The organism is Micromonospora sp. NPDC007230, from assembly GCF_042869115.1.
Lineage (GTDB): Bacteria > Actinomycetota > Actinomycetes > Mycobacteriales > Micromonosporaceae > Micromonospora.
This window is the reverse complement of the sequence record NZ_JBIAFE010000002.1, coordinates 159,263-178,670: the sequence shown is the minus strand read 5'-3', so window position 1 is coordinate 178,670 and position 19,408 is coordinate 159,263. Positions and strand designations below refer to the sequence as shown.

10 protein-coding genes are annotated in these 19,408 nt (G+C 68.9%); 5 read left to right on the top strand and 5 right to left on the bottom strand.

Translation table 11 applies throughout. The features are described 5' to 3' along the window. The first annotated feature begins 67 nt into the window (after positions 1-67). The 5 genes from ACFYML_RS03865 to ACFYML_RS03845 all read left to right on the top strand — a co-directional run bounded on the left by ACFYML_RS03865 (position 68) and on the right by ACFYML_RS03845 (position 12,865). Positions 68-979 carry a carbohydrate ABC transporter permease gene (locus ACFYML_RS03865; RefSeq protein WP_387419151.1) on the top strand — a complete coding sequence of 304 codons (912 nt, stop codon included), beginning with the start codon at positions 68-70 and terminating at the stop codon, positions 977-979. A gap of 4 nt (positions 980-983) precedes the next feature. After that, complete coding sequence (locus ACFYML_RS03860; protein ID WP_387419150.1) at positions 984-1,901, top strand: carbohydrate ABC transporter permease; 918 nt, start codon at positions 984-986, stop codon at positions 1,899-1,901. 2 nt (positions 1,902-1,903) lie between these two features. After that, complete coding sequence (locus tag ACFYML_RS03855) at positions 1,904-3,826, top strand: glycoside hydrolase family 127 protein (protein ID WP_387419149.1); 1,923 nt, start codon at positions 1,904-1,906, stop codon at positions 3,824-3,826. A gap of 496 nt (positions 3,827-4,322) precedes the next feature. After that, positions 4,323-9,587 carry a PxKF domain-containing protein gene (locus ACFYML_RS03850; protein ID WP_387419148.1) on the top strand — a complete coding sequence of 1,755 codons (5,265 nt, stop codon included), beginning with the start codon at positions 4,323-4,325 and terminating at the stop codon, positions 9,585-9,587. Between the two features lie 353 nt (positions 9,588-9,940). After that, positions 9,941-12,865, top strand: a complete 2,925-nt coding sequence (locus ACFYML_RS03845) for a beta-L-arabinofuranosidase domain-containing protein (protein WP_387419147.1) — start codon at positions 9,941-9,943, stop codon at positions 12,863-12,865. A gap of 145 nt (positions 12,866-13,010) precedes the next feature. Here ACFYML_RS03845 and ACFYML_RS03840 read toward each other — a convergent pair whose 3' ends face one another. From ACFYML_RS03840 to ACFYML_RS03820, 5 genes are all read right to left on the bottom strand, one after another. Continuing rightward, positions 13,011-14,030 carry a LacI family DNA-binding transcriptional regulator gene (locus ACFYML_RS03840; RefSeq protein WP_387419146.1) on the bottom strand — a complete coding sequence of 340 codons (1,020 nt, stop codon included), beginning with the start codon at positions 14,028-14,030 and terminating at the stop codon, positions 13,011-13,013. A gap of 183 nt (positions 14,031-14,213) precedes the next feature. Then, a complete protein-coding gene (gene araA / locus ACFYML_RS03835; protein WP_387419145.1) occupies positions 14,214-15,719 on the bottom strand; it encodes an L-arabinose isomerase in 1,506 nt (501 codons plus the stop codon). Between the two features lie 30 nt (positions 15,720-15,749). Next, positions 15,750-16,745 (bottom strand): galactofuranose ABC transporter, permease protein YjfF, encoded by a 996-nt coding sequence (yjfF, locus tag ACFYML_RS03830; RefSeq protein WP_387419144.1) that lies wholly within the window; start codon positions 16,743-16,745, stop codon positions 15,750-15,752. Next, positions 16,745-17,815, bottom strand: a complete 1,071-nt coding sequence (locus ACFYML_RS03825; RefSeq protein WP_387419143.1) for an ABC transporter permease — start codon at positions 17,813-17,815, stop codon at positions 16,745-16,747. The genes yjfF and ACFYML_RS03825 overlap by 1 nt, the downstream gene beginning before the upstream one ends. Then, on the bottom strand, positions 17,812-19,356 hold the full coding sequence (locus ACFYML_RS03820; protein ID WP_387419142.1) for a sugar ABC transporter ATP-binding protein: 1,545 nt from the start codon (positions 19,354-19,356) through the stop codon (positions 17,812-17,814). Before ACFYML_RS03820 ends, ACFYML_RS03825 begins: the two co-directional genes overlap by 4 nt. Positions 19,357-19,408 lie beyond the last annotated feature (52 nt).

The window sequence follows — 19,408 nt, the reverse complement described above, 5'->3', positions numbered from 1 at the left end:
ACCCTCGCGGCACGACACCGACCCGGCACGCGGCAGATGCCCGCCCGCCAATGAACGAGAGGTTCCCATGAGAGTCAACGCACCTCCATCCGGTGCGGCGATTCGACGCGTCGCCCGTCGCAGCAGCCGTCGAGCCCTGCTCGGCTGGCTCTACGCCACACCGACCGCGGTCTTCGTGGCGGCGCTGTTCGCTGTTCCGCTGCTGCTGGTGATCCGGATGTCGGCGTCGAGATGGCCGCTTCTGGCCGGCGACCAGGGAATCAACTTCCCCGACAACTTCGTGAAGGCGGTGAACCACCGGTTCTTCACCTCATCGGTGGTGTTCACCGTCAAGTACACGGTGCTCGCGACCGTGCTGTTGCTGCTGCTCGGGCTGGGCCTGGCCCTGCTCGTGCAGGAGTCGAGCCGATGGAACAACCTGGTCCGCGCCTCGTTCCTGGTGCCCAGCGCGCTCGGGCTGGCCTCCGCGTCACTGCTGTTCTACGTGCTCTACTCGCCGTACGCCAGCCCGGTGGCACCCCTGATGGAGCGCTGGGGCTTCACCTTCCTCGGTTCACCGAACGCGGCGCTCTTCTCCACGATCTTCCTCATCGTCTGGCGCTACGCCGGCTTCTACATGGTGCTCATGCTCGTCGGCCTGCAGGGCATCTCGGCGGACGTGTACGAAGCTGCCCGGATGGACGGCGCCAGCCGTTGGCAGACGTTCTGGAAGGTCACCCTGCCGCTGCTGCGTCCGACGCTGGCGCTGACCACCGTGCTCTGCGTGACCGGCTCCCTGCTCGCCTTCGAGCAGTTCTACATCCTCACCAAGGGCGGCCCGGACAACAGCACGATCTCCGTGGTTCAGCTCATCTACTCGGTGGCGTTCCAGGGCCAGAACGACCTCGGGGTGGCGGCGGCCCTCTCCATCATCGCGCTGGTGGCCCTGGTCATCATCAACGCGCTGCAGATGCGCGCCTTCCGGTCCGAGGAGAGCTGACGCGATGCCCACCGGTTCCCCGTCCACCGCCACCGCGATCAGCGAACGGCCGTCGACGCCTACGACGGCCCCGGCCGCACCAGGCAGTTCGGGTAGTACCACCCTCGCCGGCGTCGCACTGCGGACGCCCTACTGGGTACTGACCGGGGCGTTGGCCCTGATCTTCCTGTTTCCGCTCGTCTGGACGGCCGTCGCCTCCGTCGCGCCGCAGGCCGGCACGAACCAGACGCACGGCTGGGGGTTCGGCAACTACGAGACGTTGACCAACTACCAGGCCGGTATCTGGCGCTACCTCGCGAACTCGGCGTTCGTGTCCGCGCTGACGGTCGCCCTGACCCTGCTGATCTCCCTGCTCGGCGGGTACGCGTTCGCGCGGTTCCGGTTCCCCGGCAAGAACGTGCTGTTCCTGATCACGCTGGCCATCCTCATGGTCCCGTACGCGACGTTGCTCATCCCGCTGTACGTGCTGCTCAACGAGGTGGGACTGCAGAACTCCCTGGTCGGCGTGGCCCTCGTGCTCACGGTGTTCCAGCTGCCGTTCTCCACCTTCCTGATGCGCATCTCCTTCGAGGCGGTGCCGCGGGAGCTCGACGAGGCCGCGCTGGTCGACGGATGCTCGTCCTTCGGTGCGCTCTGGCGCGTACTCGTGCCCGCGGTGAAGCCGGGCATGATCACTGTCGCGCTCTTCGCGTTCCTCGCCGCGTGGAACGACTTCATGGCGCCGCTGATCCTCATCAACGACTCCGAGCGGATGACCCTGCCCCTCGCCGTGTCCAACCTTCGCGGCCAGGTCCAGGGCGTCGTCGACTACGGCGCGACCGAGGCGGGCGTGGTCGTCCTCGCGCTTCCGTGCATGGTCCTGTTCCTGCTGCTTCAACGACACTACGTGCGCGGCTTCATGTCCGGCGCCCTGAAAGGATGACCATGATCGGCACCGCACCCACGGCCGCACCTGTCATGGCGAGCCGCGGCCGGCTCCGGCCGCTCGGACTGGGCGACGTCCGGATCACGGGCGGATTCTGGGCCGAGCGCCAGTCGGTCAACGCGGCGGCGACCCTCGAGCACATCCAGCACTGGCTCGAGCGGGAAGGCTGGATCCGAAACTTCGACCTCGCCGCCGGGAAGGGCGACCTGGCCCGCGAGCGGCGCGGGCGTGAGTTCTCCGACTCGGAGGTCTACAAGTTCCTCGAAGCGATGGCGTGGGAGATCGGCCGGACGGGCGACGTGGGCGTGGAGTCGCGGTTCCGCGCCGTCGTTCGGCGGGTGGCCGAGGCGCAGGAGCCGGACGGGTACCTCAACACCAAGTTCGGCCGGCCGGGCCAGGCGCCCCGCTGGTCCGACCTCGAGTGGGGGCATGAGCTCTACTGCGCCGGTCACCTCCTGCAGGCGGCGGTCGCCCGCGCGCGGACCCGTCCGGACGCCGATGACGGGCTGCTCGCGGTCGCTCGCCGTGCCGCCGACAACGTCTGCGAGACGTTCGGACCGGACGGCATCGACGGCGTCTGCGGACACCCGGAGATCGAGACCGCGCTGGTCGAGTTCGCCCGGGTCACCGGCGATGACCGTTACCTCACCCAGGCCGCTCTCTTCGTCGAACGGAGGGGCCACGGCCGGCTCCGCGACGTGGAATGGGGCCGGGAGTACTTCCAGGACGAGATCCCGGTGCGCCAGGCGACAGTGCTGCGCGGGCACGCGGTGCGGGCGAACTACCTCTCCGCCGGCGCCGTCGACGTCGCGGTCGAGACCGACGACGCGAGCCTGCTGGCCGCGGTGCGCCGGCAGTGGAAGAACACGGTGGCGCGGCGCACGTACGTCACGGGCGGGCAGGGCTCCCGCCACCAGGATGAGGCGTTCGGCGACGACTGGGTGCTCTCGCCCGACCGCGCGTACTCCGAGACCTGCGCCGGCGTCGGCTCGGTGATGCTCGCGTGGCGGCTGCTGCTCGCCTCCGGCGACCCCGGGTACGCCGACCTCATCGAGCGGACGCTGTTCAACGTGGTGTCGACGTCGCCGTCGGCCGACGGCCGGAGCTTCTTCTACACCAACACCCTGCACCGCCGGGAACTCGGCACCGTCCCGGACACCGACCGGCCTAGCCTTCGTGCCGCCGCTTCGCTGCGCGCGCCCTGGTTCGAGGTGTCCTGCTGCCCGACCAACGTGGCACGGACCATGGCCAGCCTGGCGGCGTATGTCGCCACCGCGGACGACGAGGGCCTGCAGCTCCACCAGTACCTGCCCGGCACCGTCACGCACCGCTTGGCCGACGGGCGTGACCGGTGCGTCACCGTCGCGACCGACTACCCCCACGACGGCCATGTCCGGGTGCGGGTCGACAGCGACGACGACCGTCCCTGGTCGCTGTCGTTGCGCGTGCCCGGCTGGGCGGTCGAGGGCGCGACGCTGACCGTTGACGGAAGCAGCCGGCCGGTCGGCCCGGGCGTCGTCACCGAGCGACGGACGTGGCGCCGCGGCGACAAGGTGGTCCTGTACCTGCCGATGGCACCCCGCTTCACGTACCCGGATGCCCGCATCGACGCGGTCCGTGGCTGTGTCGCGGTGGAGCGCGGCCCGCTCGTGCTGGCCCTGGAGTCCGTCGACGTGGCCGGCGTCGAGACCGTTGACGAGCTGCGCGTCGACCCGAGCGAGCCGCCTCGCCTGGTCGACGGCAGGGTCGTCGTGCGCTGCCGGCGCGTGCGCCCGCAGGACCACGACTGGCCCTACCGGAGCGCCGGGGCCGAGTCGGCACCCGGAGCGGGGGAGGAGTTCGCCGATGTGGCCCTGGTGGAGTACCACGCCTGGGCCAACCGGGGACCCTCCACGATGCGCGTCTGGCTTCCGACGGACTGACGGTCGGCGGGTGCCCGAGATGGACCGGAGGAGACCAGCGGGTCGGCCGCGGCGTGTCTGCCCGTGCGACAGGCGGTCGCCGGGTCGGCTCGTCCCCGGATCCGATCCGGCTCGGGCCGCCGCTTCAGCGCGAGCCTCGTCCCTGGCCGGCGGCCAACTCTCGGCCCGGCCCGCCGAAGTGAACGCTAACGCTGTGCCCCGCCGGCGTGGACGTCCAGAAAGAAAAGCCAGGTCGAGGATTGACGGCAGTAATGTTAGCGCTCACACTCGGGTCTCATGTGGCCTCGCTCACAGGAGCGCACCTCGGGCGGCCGCGACCGCCCGACCGCTGCCGTTCATTCGCGACGAGACCGGTGCCGAGGTCCCAGAGACCGCCGCGGGTTCGGGATACCGACAGCCGCACGCAATGCCCCGAAACACCACCACCACCACCAAGGTGCGGAGCTGGTAGCGCCCCCGATGGCCGGCCGCACCGATATCAAGGAGGAAACGCACGATGAGTAGACGCGTGAGGAGGACGCCCCTCTGGGCGGCGCTGGCCGCGCTGGTCGTGGGCGGGGTCGTCGGCCTGCCGTCCCCGGCCCACGCCGCCGGCCCGATCCTGCCCGGCAACGAGGGCGACGTGGGGGTCTACACCAACGGACAGAGCCACGTCATGGAGATCGGGGACCCGGTCTACAACAACGTCGCCGAGGTCGCCGCGCAGCTCAAGCCCGGGGTGCCCTTCACCGCCTCGAACATGCACCAGTCGATCTTCGACAAGGACCTCGCCGCCGGTGGCACGGACTACTACCTCGACCGCGTGCTGGGCGTCCGTGGGACGCTCGGGTCCGCGGTGCTGATGACCAGGGGCCGCTCCCTCTACATGCGCGGCGCGAGCACCAACAACTTCACCACCATGGGCTTTGCCGGCAGCACCTACGTCGGCGGTCCCAACAACCTCGGCAACCTCTACACCGTCACCGTGCCCGGGCAGACCGTTACCGAGGTCAGCGCGAACCGGTTCAACGCGCCGAGCCACGCCAAGGGCCGCTACACGATCGGCACCACCGGGGTCACCGCCGACCTGACGAAGTTCATCACCTACGACAACGTCGCCGTCACGGCCATCGACTTCACCAACCCCGGCGGCTCGCCGGCGACGTTCACCGTCCGCGCCGCGTCGCCGCTGGCCACCCAGGCGGGCAAGAGCGCCGCCGAGCTCACCGGCACCCGCACCATCACCAGCGGCGCCAACAACGGCCTCGTCGACACCCCGTGGAACACCGTCACGATCGACCTCACCGGTGCCGGCTTCACCCGTAGCGGCACCAACCTCGACCGGCAGATCACCGTGCCCGCCGGCGGCGCGGTGTCGCTGTCGGTCGTCGGCGCCGTCTCCTCGGCCACGCTGCCCAAGACGGTGGAGAGCTACCAGGAGTACGCCGCGATGCCGGCGGCCCAGGCCGTGCGCACCGGCATCACCGAGTTCAACCGCCGCTGGGCCCAGGACGTCCCCTACATCAACGTCCCCGACCCCGCGCTCGAGAAGGCCATCGTCTACCGCTGGTGGGGCGAGCGCTACAACAGCCTCGACGCCAACGCGCCCGGCTACGCCTACCAGTACCCCACCACGGTCGAGGGATCGAACCTCTACCAGAACGCCATCGCGCTGACCCAGCCGATGCACCTGCAGGACACCAAGTGGCTGCGTACGCCCTACCTGCCGTACGGCCAGATCCTCAACATCGGCGAGCTGTCCGGCTCCTCCGCCTTCCTGGACAGCCCCGGTCACACCAGCTGGAACAACCACTACTCCCAGTACATCGGCACGGCCGGCCTCGAGGCCTACAACGTGCACGGCGGCGGCAAGGACATCGCACGCAAGTTCGCCCAGTACTTCGAGGGCGACGGCGTCGGCCAGCTCGAGCACTACGACGGCAACAAGAACAAGCTCATCGCCTACGACACCAACTACATGCCGGGCAACGACGCCGACGCCATCTCCTTCGGCTTCCCGAAGTCCAACGCCGGCGCTCCCGGCGCGCGCACGATCGAACGCCCCGAGTCGGCGTACGTGTGGGGCGCCCTCGACGCCGCCCGGCAGCTCTACCAGATCTCCGGCGCCGACCAGGCCAAGGTCAACGAGATGGCAACCGCCGCCAACGGCACCCGCGACGCGATCCTCAGCCAGCTGTGGAGCCCCGACATGCGGATGTTCCTGGCCCGCACGTCGTACGGAGCCACCAGCGCGGCCAGCTCCAACGGCAAGGCCAACCCGCTGCCCGCGTCCGCCCGTGCCCTGATCCCGGCCAAGGAGTCGAACCTCTACGACGTCTACGCCGAGAACCTCATCCCGTTCGACCAGTGGCAGAACTACGTCGACGGGTACCGCTTCCTGACCTACGGCGACAACTTCCCGATCTTCCCGTTCTACACCGCCAACCAGTACGACCGGGCGGCCTACGGGATCGGCGGCTCCAACAACTTCTCCAACATCAACTTCACCGTGCAGTACCGCGGTGTCCGCTCGGCGCTGCGCCACTACGACCCCCAGCAGAAGTACGTCACCCCCGAGTACGCCAAGCGGCTGCTGGACTGGATGGCCTGGAGCATCTACCCGGGTGCGGACGTGCGGGTCCCGAACCAGGCGGAGTACTACTCCAACTGGAACGCGACCGCGAAGACCTACAACCGCAACAACCCGAACCACGTGATGCTCGGGAACATGAACTACATCTTCGTCGAGGACATGGCGGGCCTCCAGCCGCGGTCCGACGACAAGATCGAGCTGTGGCCGATCAAGTTCGGCTACGACCACTTCATGGCCAACAACCTGCGCTACCACGGGCACGACGTGACGATCGTCTGGGACCCCGACGGCAGTAAGTACGGCCTGGGCGCCGGCTACAGCCTGTTCCTGGACGGCGAGAAGAAGGTCAGCACCGACAAGCTCGGCAAGCTCACCTACGACCCGAACACCAACCAGGTCCAGGCCGAGGACGGCGTGACCGTCACCTTCACCGCGGGGAGCGGGAGCAACTTCCCGAGCGCGGTGAACACCACGATCAAGGACGACCGCGTCGTCGAGTACCTCAAGACGGCCGGCATCGACCTCAGCCAGAACGCGCCGAACCTGGCGACGGGCGCCGCGCTGAGCTCGTCGTACACCCAGCAGGGCGCCCGGCCGACGCCGTGGCGGCAGTTCCACACGCCGGGCTGGAGCACCACCTCGATGAACTACACGCCGGGCGCGATCGCGGAGCCCGAGCGGCCGGTGTCGCTGGCCGCCGTGACCGACGGCGTCACCGCGAACGAGCCGTTCTGGGGCAACTACGGCACCACCGACAAGAACGGCTACGTCGAGCTCGACCTCGGGTCGGCCAAGTCCTTCGACAACGTGAAGGTGACCTTCGTCAGCGACCGGCAGGCCGGCGGCTACCACGAGCCCGCGCGCTGGTGGGTCCAGGTGCCCAACGGCAGCGGCGGCTGGAAGGAGGTGCCGGACCAGTTCAAGAACCCGACGGTCCCGGCGGCCAAGTTCAACGAGGCGCTCTTCAAGACCGTCACGTCGAACAAGGTGCGCATCGCGTTCACGAACAGCCCGACCTACTACACGGCGATCGCCGAGGTCCAGGTGTTCAACTCCGGGCGCGACGTGCCGGCCGTCTCCAACCAGGCGCCCGTCGTCACCGCCACGCGCGACGGCTCGGCGGACGGCAACCTGTCCACCAGGCTGGTCGGCACGGCGTCCGACGACGGCATCCCGTACGACAGCGAGCTCAGCTTCGGCTGGGAGACCGTCTCCGCGCCGCAGGGTGCGGGTGTCATCTTCGTCGATCCGAAGGCGCTGGCGACCCGGGTGACCGGCACGGTCGCCGGTGACTACGTGTTCCGGTTCGTCGCCGACGACGGCGCCAAGCGGTCCGAGGCAACCGTTGCGGTGACCCTCGCCAAGCGGGCGGTGACCGCGGAGTTCGGCTCCTCGGCGACGGTCACCACCAGCGGTACGGCGTCGTGGGAGAACCACCAGCGGGTCAACGAAGCCAGCAACCCGAGCAGCTCGAACCCGGGCGCCGGCAACGGCTGGGGCAACTGGGGCCAGACGCAGAACGGCACCAGCACCGCCCGGGAGGCGTGGATCCAGTACAACTGGACCTCGCCGGTGCGGCTGTCGTCGACCGACATCTACTGGTACGACGACAACGGCGGCACCCGCCGGCCCAACGGCACGACCTACGCCATCGAGACCTCCTCAGACGGCACCACCTGGACGCCCGTCACCCTCACCAAGGGGTCGACGTACGCCAACGGGGTGGCCATCAACGCCTACAACCACTTCGACTTCGAACCGATCACGACGAGCCGGTTGCGCATCCGCATCTGGGGCGTTCAGGGCAGCGGCGCGGGCACGGGCGTGCTGCGCTGGCGCGCCAACGGCGAGACGGTCGACTCGGTGCGTTCGCCGGTGCTGATCCGGACCGGCGTGGGCGAGGTGCCCACCCTGCCGAGTGAGCTCGACGGGATCTACGCCAGCGGCGCCCGCGGCAAGGTCGGGTTCAAGTGGCAGGAGATCACGCCGGCGATGGTCGCGGAGCCCAACGTCGACCCGTTCGTGGTCTACGGCACGAACGACGCCTACGGCCTGATCGCCGAGGCCCGCATCTACGTGCGGCCCGAGATGTCCCAGGGCGGCATCTCGATCCAGGGTGCCGAGACGTTCGAACAGACCGTGGACGTGGGTGAGCAGCCCTACCTGCCCAACAAGGTGGAGGTGTCCTACAACGACGGATCCCGGGACAACCAGGCCATCGGCGTCGACTGGCGCTACGACGGGAACATCGTCAACACCCCGGGCCGGTACGTCGTCATCGGCGATCTGATCCTGCCCGACTACGTCAGCCAGGCCGGTGCCACGCAGACCACGCTGACCCTCACCGTGGGCACGGACACGGTGGCCCCGACGACGACCCTGACCTGGTCGCCGGCGGATCCGAACGGCGACAACGGGTGGTACAAGGCGGTCCCGTCCTTCACGCTTCAGGCGAAGGACGCGTTCGCCGTGGCCAGCACGCAGTACCGGCTCGACGGCGGTGACTGGACGGCCTACGGGGACGCACCGGTCCTCGTCGACCAGCAGGGGACCCACCGGGTGGAGTTCCGTTCGACCGACACCAGCGGCAACGTCGAGGAGCTGAAGGCGGCCACGGTCAAGGTCGACACGGTCGCGCCGAGGGCGGAGTTCTCCGCCACGGTCGGCATCGTGTACTTCGGCGCGGTTCCGGCCGCCCCCGCCTGCACCGCGAGCGACGCCACCTCTGGTCCGGCGGGTTGCGTCGTCAGTGGCTACCGCACCGATGTGGGCACGCACACCCTCACCGCGGCGGCAACCGACGCCGCGGGCAACGTGGGTACCGCCACCCAGACGTACACCGTGCTGCCGTGGACGGTGAAGGGCTTCAACAGCCCGGTCGACATGGGCGGGGTGCTCAACACCGTCAAGGGTGGCAGCACCGTGCCCATGAAGTTCCAGGTCTTCTCGGGTGACACCGAGTTGACCGACCCCGCACTGGTCACGATGGACGCCAAGCAGATCACCTGCGCGGCTGGCGCCCCGACGGCCGACATCGAGGTGCTCGGCAGTGGTGCCACCTCGCTGAAGTACGCGGACGGCCAGTTCCAGTACAACTGGAAGACGCCGGCCACCCCCGGCGCCTGCTACGCGGTCACCGCCACGACCCGCGACGGGTCGAGCCTGACCGCGCTGTTCAAGCTCCGATGACGGGGAACTGAGGTACGCGGAGGGGCTGCTTTCGGCAGCCCCTCCGCTGCTTTATCGGCAGCGGACGTGCCGGCCGGAAACGGTGGGCGGGCCGCGCCGGACCGCGCAGCTCCATTGACAATGTTGATGTGAGCGGTAACACTTGAACCGTTTTACCTGCCCGGTTACCTGCAGGTTGTACTCAGGCAACGGCCTTGAGCGCGCTCACATGCCCGGCTCGCCAGCGACGGTGGACGACCACGTGCCGAGGCCACCACCTCCGGACACCCGCCTGCGCCTGTCCTGCGATGGCGGTTTCCGGTGAATCCCTCGTCAGCGGGCCCCGACCACGGGGCAAACCAAGGGAGTGAGAAGTGGGTAAGCAGTTCTCCCGGCGAAATCTGCTCCGGCTCGGCGTGTTGGCCTCCGCCGCCCCCGCCGCGATGACCATCGCGTCGGCCACGGGAGCCTCGGCGGCCAGCGCCAACGGCGGCGGCGCCGGAACCGGGAATACTCCCGTGCGGCTCGGCCGCACCACAGCCAAGCCGTTCGACCTCGGCCAGGTGGCCCTGCACGAGGGGATCTTCCAGCAGAAGCGCGACCGGATGCTCAACTACGCCAGGAACTACCCGGGCACGGCCAACGTCCTTGACGGACCGGACCGGATGCTGCACCTGTTCCGGGCCAACGCCGGCCTGCCTGCCCCCGGCACCTGGCCGGGCGGCTGGGACACCCCGAACCACCTGCTACGCGGGCACTTCACCGGGCACTACATGACGCTCCTGTCCCAGGCCTACGCCGCCACCGGCGAGGAGGTCTTCCTCGACAAGCTCGACTACCTGGTCGAGGAGCTGGGCAAGTGCCAGCGCGCGCTGGACGGGCGGGAGGTCGGCCGGGTCGCCGGCCGGTCCGGCAAGGCGGTACGGCTTAGCGACCCGCACCCGAACCAGTACGTCCTGCTGCCCGCGGGGCTTCTCGCCGGCGTCACCGACGTGACGATCGCGGTCTGGCTCAAGCTCGCCACCAGCCAGACCAACGCCAAGATCTTCACCTTCGGCGCCAGTTCGAGCACCTACCTGACGCTGTCGCCGTGGGTCTCGGCAAACCTGGGCCCGCGGTTCGCGATCACCACCAGCGGCAGCGGCAACGAGCAGCGTATCGACGGCGCGAGCAACTCGGTCCCGATCGGCGAGTGGGCCCACGTGGCGGTGACGATCTCCACCGCGGACGCCACCGGCCGGCTCTACGTCAACGGGATCGAGGTCGGGGCGAACACGATCCGACTGACCCCGGCCAACCTGGGCTCGACCACCAACAACTGGATCGGGCGGTCGCAGAGCACCAACGACCCATACCTCAACGCGACGGTGGACGACTTCCGGGTCTACCGCCGCGCCCTGACCGCGGCCGAGGTGCAGGCACTCGCCACCGCCGACCCGGCGCCGGAGTCGCCGGACCCCACCGGCATGGTGGCCTGGTACCGCTTCGAGGAGGAGGGCGAGACCGCCGTCGACCACTCGGGCAACGGCCGCGACGCCACCATCATCGGCACGAGCTATCCCGGCTTCCTCGCCGCCTTCCCCGAGGGGCAGTTCAGCCGGCTAGAACCACCGACACTCCAGCCGAACAGCGGCGCCAACGCGGTCTGGGCGCCGTGGTACACCTGCCACAAGATCATGAGGGGACTGCTCAACGCCTACCACCTGACCGGAAACGAGGAGGCGCTGGACATCGCCTTCCGAATGGGGGACTGGGCCTACCACCGGCTCAGCCGGTACAGCCAGGCCGAGCTGGATCGGATGTGGAACATCTACAGCGCCGGCGAGGCCGGCTCGATGAACGAGGTCATGGCCGAACTCTCGGCGCTCGCCCCGGACGCCGAAGCCTCGGCTCGGTACCTGCAGGCCGCCAAGGCGTTCACCTTCACCACGCTGTTCGACGCCTCGCTCGCCGAGCGCGACGAGCTGAACGGGCGGCACGCCAACCAGTACATGGCCCCGAACATCGGCTACCTGCGGATCTTCGAGCAGACCGGCGTCGAGGAGTACCACACCGCCGCCAGGAACTTCTGGGCCATGGTCGTCCCACACCGCACCTTCAGCAACGGCGGCGCCGGCCGCAGCGAGCACTTCGGGGTACGCGGGATCATCACCTCCGGATTCACCTCGTCCTCGGACCCGCGGCACGCCGAAACCTGCTGCGCCTACAACATGCTCCGGCTGACGCGGAATCTGTTCTTCCACGACCAGAATCCGGCCTACCTGGACTTCTACGAGAAGGCGCTGCACAACCAGATCCTCAGCTCACGCCGAGACGTTGACAGCGTCACCGCCACCGAGGTGACCTACCACCAGAACATGTGGCCCGGCCGCTCGCGGAGGATCGGCAGCACCATCGAATACAGCCGGTACGGCGGAAACGGTAGCTGCTGCAACGGCACCGGCCTGGAGAGCCACACCAAGTACCAGGAGTCGATCTACTTCCAGTCGGCGGACGAGTCGACGCTCTACGTCAACCTCTTCATCGCCTCGACGTTGACCTGGCCCGGCCGCGGGTTCGTCATCACCCAGGAGACGCAGTACCCGACCGAAGGGGCCAGCCGGCTACGGATCGACGAGGGCAGCGGCCGGCTGAAGATCTGCCTTCGGGTGCCGTCGTGGGCCGTGAAGGGCTACACGGTCCGGATCAACGGCCTCCGCCAGCAGTTGACCGCGACACCCGGCAGCTACGTGACCCTCGACCGGCACTGGTCCCGCGGCGACACGGTCGACATCTCGATGCCGTTCAGCTTCCGGGTGGAAAAGGCGCTCGACAACAAGTCGATCCAGTCCATTCTCTACGGCCCCACTCTCATGGTCGTCCGCGACGACACGCCCAGCTACCGGGAGTTCACCTTCTTCAAGGACCTGAAACTGGACGGCGACCTGGCCAGTGCCATCCAGCCGACGAATGTCCCGATGCATTTCACGACGCATGGATACACCCTGGCGCCGTACTACCTCTCCGACCCGGTGCCTGGGCAGTTCAACGCGTATCATCCGTATGTCAAGCGGGTCGAACCCGAGGTCGTCTTCGGGTCGGCCGCCACCGGCGTACCGAACGACGGCATTCGGGACGAGGACGGCGAGACCTTCCTCGACCGGGTCTGGGAGACGGCACCCTTCCGCAACCACGGACAGTTCCTTCAGCGCGTGATGGCGGTCTCGGACGAATGGGTCACCACCGGGCGGCACACCGAATCGCAGCGGCAGGCCATCTTCCTCGCGGCCGCCAAGTCCGAGCGGGATCTGGCCCCGTGACCGCTCCTGCCTGCCGAGGGTCGATCGGGGTCGGGCCGCGCCGGGTCATGGCTGGCTGGCGAGGCCTCCGGTAGGTGGCTCAAGCGGCGTGTGAAACGAACGGCCCGGCGCAGAACGATTCCGCCGGGCCGTTCGGGGTCTTTGCTCAGGACTTTCGGCTTCCGCTGCTGTCCCGGACCACGAGCGTGGGCGCCACCGGGGGCGGGTTCGCCCGCCCGAGGGACGGGTCGGCGGTCATCAGATCCAGCAGTGCGGCGACACACCGGCGGCCGACTTCGTCGAAGTCCTGCCGGATGGTGGTCAGCGGCGGGGAGAAGTAGGCAGCCTCCGGAATGTCGTCGAATCCGACCACGCTGACGTCGTCCGGCACCCGCACGCCCCGCTGGTGCAGGGCGCGGAGCAGGCCGAGCGCCTGGTGGTCGTTGGCGCAGAAGATCGCGGTGATGTCCGGGCGATCGACCAGGGTCTGCCCGATCTCGTAGCCGGACCGCGGGCTCCAGTCTCCGGCGATGACCGGCGGGACGCGGCGGCCGGCCGTCTCCAGGGCAAGCCGCCACCCGTCGGTGCGGTCGCGGGCCTCCAGCCAGTCGCGTGGCCCGGCGATGTGCCACACGGTCTCGTGCCCCAGCTCGAGGAGGTGCTCGACGGCGAGGCGGGCGCCGGCAACCTGGTCGACCGCGACGTTGGGCAACTCGCCGTCGCCGCCGGGCTCGACCACCACCGCGGGTACGCCGGTGGGTAGGCCGTGCACCGCGGCACTGACCATCGGGGCGATGAGCACGACCCCGGCCACGGACTGCTCGGCCAGGGCGTCGATGGCGGAGGTCACCCCGGACCGGTCGAGCCGTTCCAGGGTGACGATGCTGATGCCGTAGCCGGCGGCGCGGGCTGCGCGCTCGATGCCGAGCAGGGTGGCGGCCGGGCCGTAGAGGATCGTGTCGAAGCTGACCACGCCGATGACGTGGGAGCGTCGTGAGGCCAGCCCGCGGGCCATGGCGTTGGGTCGGTAGTTGAGCTGATGCACGGCCCGGAGCACCCGTTCCCGGGTTTCCTGCCGGACGCTCGGATGATTGTTCAGCACTCGGGAGACGGTTTGATGGGAGACGCCGGCAAGACGTGCGACATCGTTCATGACTGCGGCGCGCACGGCCGGCTGTTGAATCATGGCACCTCCCTGTCGAGGTCATCGTAGTCCTGCCGCTTTCGGCGGGGAGAGGCGCACGGCCCTCCCCGGCGATAGCGGTGGAGAGGGCCGTGCGGCTCTTGGTTGCGGATGGGCGTGCCGGCGCGTTTCCGGCACCGGGTCGCGCCGATTATTAAATCGCCACCTATCAATTGTGATTTCGGCTCAGAATCCTCTGGCCAGTCGGAAATAGGCCTGATTCGAGCGGATCTCGTGGGCGAACCGCCGAGGCGTGGTGTCGGCGTCGATGACGACAAGTTCGGTGCCGGTCATTTCGGCGAGGTCGTGCAGTTCCTCGGTCCCGACGGCTTGGGACAGGACCGTGTGGTGCGGCGCTCCTGCGGTGAGCCAAGCCTCCGCGGAGGCGGCGAGGTTCGGGCGGGGCCGCCACACCGCCCGGGCGACCGGCAGCTTGGGCAGCGGCTGTGGTGGGGCGACCACGTCGATCTCGTTGGCCACCAGCCGGAACCGCTCGCCGATGTCGGCCAGCCCCAGGACCACCGCCGGACCGGGCCGGGCGTCGAACACCAACCGTACGGGGTCCTCGCGCCCGCCGATGCTCAACGGGTGGACCTCCACGGTCGGCGTCGCGGCGGCGATGCTGGGGCAGACCTCCAGCATGTGCGCGCCGAGGACGAGTTCCCGCCCAGGGGTGAGGTCGTAGGTGTAGTCCTCCATGAAGGAAGTGCCACCGCTGCTCCCCACCGACATGGCCTTGAGCGTGCGCACCAGCACGGAGGTCTTCCAGTCGCCTTCCCCGCCGAAGCCGTAGCCGTCGGCCATCAGCCGCTGCACGGCGATGCCGGGCAGTTGCCGCAGCCCGCCGAGGTCCTCGAAATTCGTGGTGAAGGCGCCGAACCCGCCGGCCTCGAGGAAGTCCCGCAACCCAGCCTCGATACGGGCGGCGTAGCGCAGGGAATCGTGGCGCTCACCGTCGGAGCGCAGCGTCGGGTCCAGCCGGTAGCTGTCGTCGTACTCCTTGACCAGCTCGTCGATCCGCGAGTCGGTGACGGCGTCGACGGCCTGGACCAGGTCGTTCACCCCGTAGGTGTTGACGGAGACGCCGAACCTCAGCTCCGCCTCGACTTTGTCGCCCTCGGTGACGGCCACGTCGCGCATGTTGTCGCCGAAGCGGACCAGCCGCAGCGAGCGCATCTCCGAGTAGCCGATCGCGGCTCGGGTCCACGCCGCGATTCGGGCGGTGACCTGCGGGTTGCTGACGTGCCCGGCGACCGTCTTGCGGGCGACGCCGAGGCGGGTCTGCGCGTACCCGAATTCCCGGTCGCCGTGGGCGGCCTGGTTGAGGTTCATGAAGTCCATGTCGATCTCGGACCACGGCAGCGCCACGTTCGCCTGGGTGTGCAGGTGCAGCAACGGGGTACGCAACGCGTCCAGGCCGGAGATCCACATCTTCGCCGGGGAGAAGGTGTGCATCCACGCGATGATCCCCACGACCCCCTGTACGGCGGCGTCGCGGCAGACGGCCAGGATCTCGGAGCTGGAGGTGAGTACGGGCTTCCAGACCACCCGGGCGGGGATGGCGGGATCGGCGTCGAGCCGCGCGGCGATCTGCTGGGACTGATCGGCCACCTGACGCAGGGTCTCGGGGCCGTAGAGGCCCTGGCTGCCGGTGAGGAACCAGACCTCGGCGGCCGGGGATGGGCTAGTCATGGGGTTGCCTTCCGATGTGCGGGTCGCGGGTTACTTCTTGCCGATGGCAATGAGGCGTTGGAGCAGGATGAACGCGAACAGCAGGCCGCCGATCACGATCTTGGTCCACCAGGAGTTGAGCGTGCCGTCGAAGGTGATCAGTGTCTGGATGACGCCGAGCACGAGCACACCCAGCACGGTGCCCAGGATGTAGCCGGCTCCGCCGGTGAGCAGGGTGCCGCCGATGACCACCGCAGCGATCGCGTCCAGCTCCATGCCCACGGCGATCAGCGGGGCTCCCGACAGGGTGTAGAAGGACAGCAGAATGCCCCCGATCGCCGAGCAGAGACCGCTGATCGTGTAGACCGCGATCCGGGTGCGGCCGACCGGTAGGCCCATCAGCAGCGCCGACTGCGGGTTGCCGCCGGTGGCGTACACGTCGCGGCCCAGTCGGGTGTACGCCAGCGTGTACGCGGCCAGGGCGACCACCACGACCGTGATGAGGACGCTGACGGTCACGAAGTTGTCGCCGATCCTGATCCGTTCCTGTGCCGCGGCGGTCCAGAAGCCGTCGGAGATGGGTACGGAGACCGAACTGATCCAGGTGCACAGGCCGCGGGCGAAGAACATGCCGGCCAGGGTGACGATGAACGGCTGGATGTCGAAGAAATGGATGATGCAGCCCATCACGAACCCGAGCGTGGGGCCGATCAGCAGCGCGATCAGCAGCACCAGCGGGGACGGTAGGCCCTCGCGCAGCAGTGCGGCCGACACCATGGCGGTCATCGCGACCACCGAGCCGACCGACAGGTCGATGCCGCCGGTGAGGATCACGAAGGTCATGCCGACCGCGACGACGAGCAGGAACCCGTTGTCGATGAAGACGTTGAAGATGACCTGGATGTTGGAGAAGGCACGGTACTGCGAGACGCCGATGCCGTACATGACGAGCAGCAGACCGAGGCTGACCAGTACCGGGACCTGCCGCCGGGGCAGGCGCCACCACGTCGGTCGGCCCAGCCGCGCGGTCAGTTGCGGGGTGCTCATCAGGCTGCCACCTGCTCCTTCTTCTGCTCGACCGGGACCGACGGTGGCGCCCCGGGCACTCGCCGCCGGCGGAACCTGGCGCGGAACGCCGGTGCCTGGATGAGGCAGACCGCGATCACCACCATCGCCTTGAACAGCAGGGAGGTCTGCGGGTCGATGTTCATGGCGTACACGGAGGTGGTCAGGGTCTGGATGATCAGCGCGCCGACGACGGTGCCGCTGAGGTAGAAACGACCGCCGGTCAGCGCCGTGCCCCCGATGACCACAGCGAGGATCGCGTCGAGTTCCACCCACAGGCCGGCGGAGTTGCCGTCGGCGCTGGACACGTTCGCGGTCATCATGAACCCGGCCACGGCGGCGCAGGCGGCGCTGACGACGTATACGAGGAGCTTGATGCGCCGCGCGCGGATGCCCGCCAGCCGGCTGGCCTCGGCGTTGCCGCCGACCGCCTCGATGATCATCCCGAGTGCGGTGCGGCGGGTGAATACCGCCACGATCAGGGTCACGGCCAGGGCGATGATGATCGCGAACGGCAGGGTGAGGAGGTGTCCGACCCCGATCATCCGATAGGGACTGCTGTTGATGGTGATGATCTGCCCGGAGGTGATCAACTGGGCCAGGCCGCGTCCGGCGACCATCAGGATCAGGGTGGCGATGATCGGCTGGATGCCGATCACGGCGACCAGCACCCCGTTCCAGGCGCCGAGGAGCAGCGCGACCCCGCACGCGATGAGCAGGGCGGCCAGTACGGTGCCGACGCTGCTCTGGTCCGGCTGGTGACTGATGTAGAGGCAGGCGACGGCGCCGCTGACGGCTACCACGGACCCCACGGAGAGGTCGATCCCACCGGTGGCGATCACGAGGGTCATGCCCAGGGCGACCAGGATGAGCGGGGCGCTGAGCCGGACGATGTCGATCAGGCTGCCGTACAGGTGCCCGTCCTTGACCTCGACGGCCAGGAAGCTCGGCCGGTAGAGGGCGTTCGCCGCCAGTAGCGCCACGAGCACCACGACCGGCCAGAACAGCCGGTGACCGGTGGCGCCCGAGAGGCGTGTCTTCCAGGTGGTCATGCCGCGTCCTGCCCTTTCTGCTCCGCTCCGCTGGCGATGACGCGCATGACGCGTTCGGCGTCGAGGCTGTCGTCGTTGGCGAGCTGGGTGACCAGCTGCCGGTCGCGCATCACGGCGACCTTGTGGCTGAGCCGCAGCACCTCCTCCAGTTCGGCGGAGATGAACAGCACCGCCATCCCGCCGTCGGAGAGTTGCACCACCAGGCGCTGGATCTCGGTCTTCGCGCCGATGTCGATCCCGCGGGTCGGCTCGTCGAGGATCAGCAGCCGCGGCTCGGTGATCAGCCAGCGGGCGAGCAGGACCTTCTGCTGGTTGCCCCCGGAGAGGTTGCGCACCGGCATGTCCGGGTCGGCCGGGCGGATGCTCAATGTCTCGATGTAGCGCCGGACCAGCTCGTCCTGGCGGCGTCGGGGCACCTGCCGTAGCCAGCCGCGGGCCGCCTGCATGGCCAGGATGATGTTTTCCCGCACCGACAGGTCGCCCACCAGGCCCTCGGTGCGGCGGTTCTCGGAACAGAACGCGATGTTCTGTTCGATGGCGGCGACCGGTCCCCGGATGGTGACGGGCCGGCCGTCCATGGCGAGCTGACCCCGGTCGGCCCGATCGGCTCCGAAGAACAGCCGGGCGACCTCGGTGCGGCCCGACCCGAGCAGGCCTGCCATGCCGACCACCTCACCCTGGTGGATGGTGAGGCTGAACGGGGCCACGGAGCCGGTTCGGGCAAGGCCGGTCGCCTCGACGACCGGGGTGCCCGTCTCGACGGCCGCCAGGTCCCGCCCGGCCTGCTCGTCGAGCCGCTCCAGGGTGTCGAGTTCCTTGCCGATCATCTTTTCCACGAGGGCGAACTGCGGTAGCTCCGGGGTCGGGTACTCGCCGACGAGGCGGCCGTTTCGCAGGACGGTGATGCGGTCGGCGATCTCGTACACCTGGTCGAGGAAGTGCGTGACGAAGAGGATCGCGATGCCCTCGTCACGCAGCTGGCGCATGATGCGCATCAGCTGCGCTACCTCGTCGGCGTCGAGGCTGGACGTGGGCTCGTCGAGGATCAGGACCCGGGCGCGGACGTCGACGGCGCGGGCGATCGCCACCATCTGCTGTACGGCCAGGGAGTAGCTGCCGAGCAGCTCGCTGACGTCGATGTCCAGGTCGAGGCGGGCCAGCAGGGCTCTCGCGCGGCGGCGCATCTCGCGCCAGTTCACGGTCCCGAACCGTCGCGGCTGGCGCCCGATGAAGATGTTCTCCGCCACGGACAGGTTCGGGCAGAGGTTCACCTCCTGGTAAACGGTGCTCACCCCGGCTGCCGTGGCCTGCCTGGGGCCGGTGAAGGAGACCGGAGCCCCGTCGAGCGTGATGGTTCCGGCGTCGCTGGCGTACACCCCGGTCAACACCTTGATCAAGGTGGACTTGCCGGCGCCGTTCTCGCCCATCAGGGCGTGCACCTCGCCAGGGAACATCCGGAAGTCGACGCCGTCGAGGGCGCGGACTCCGGGGAAGAACTTGCTGATCGCGGTCATCGTCAGGACCGGATGCCTATCCGACATCCCACCAGACCTTTCGTGATTGTCGTCAGGTGCCCTGCCGCCGCGACCGTTC

Excerpts from the sequence above, each read along its gene's own strand:
- ACFYML_RS03865 (WP_387419151.1), top strand. The coding sequence starts at position 68 with ATGAGAGTCAACGCACCTCCATCCGGTGCGGCGATTCGACGCGTCGCC.
- ACFYML_RS03860 (WP_387419150.1), top strand. The coding sequence starts at position 984 with ATGCCCACCGGTTCCCCGTCCACCGCCACCGCGATCAGCGAACGGCCG.
- ACFYML_RS03855 (WP_387419149.1), top strand. The coding sequence starts at position 1,904 with ATGATCGGCACCGCACCCACGGCCGCACCTGTCATGGCGAGCCGCGGC.
- ACFYML_RS03850 (WP_387419148.1), top strand. The coding sequence starts at position 4,323 with ATGAGTAGACGCGTGAGGAGGACGCCCCTCTGGGCGGCGCTGGCCGCG.
- ACFYML_RS03840 (WP_387419146.1), bottom strand. The coding sequence starts at position 14,030 with ATGATTCAACAGCCGGCCGTGCGCGCCGCAGTCATGAACGATGTCGCA.
- araA (WP_387419145.1), bottom strand. The coding sequence starts at position 15,719 with ATGACTAGCCCATCCCCGGCCGCCGAGGTCTGGTTCCTCACCGGCAGC.
- yjfF (WP_387419144.1), bottom strand. The coding sequence starts at position 16,745 with ATGAGCACCCCGCAACTGACCGCGCGGCTGGGCCGACCGACGTGGTGG.
- ACFYML_RS03825 (WP_387419143.1), bottom strand. The coding sequence starts at position 17,815 with ATGACCACCTGGAAGACACGCCTCTCGGGCGCCACCGGTCACCGGCTG.
- ACFYML_RS03820 (WP_387419142.1), bottom strand. The coding sequence starts at position 19,356 with ATGTCGGATAGGCATCCGGTCCTGACGATGACCGCGATCAGCAAGTTC.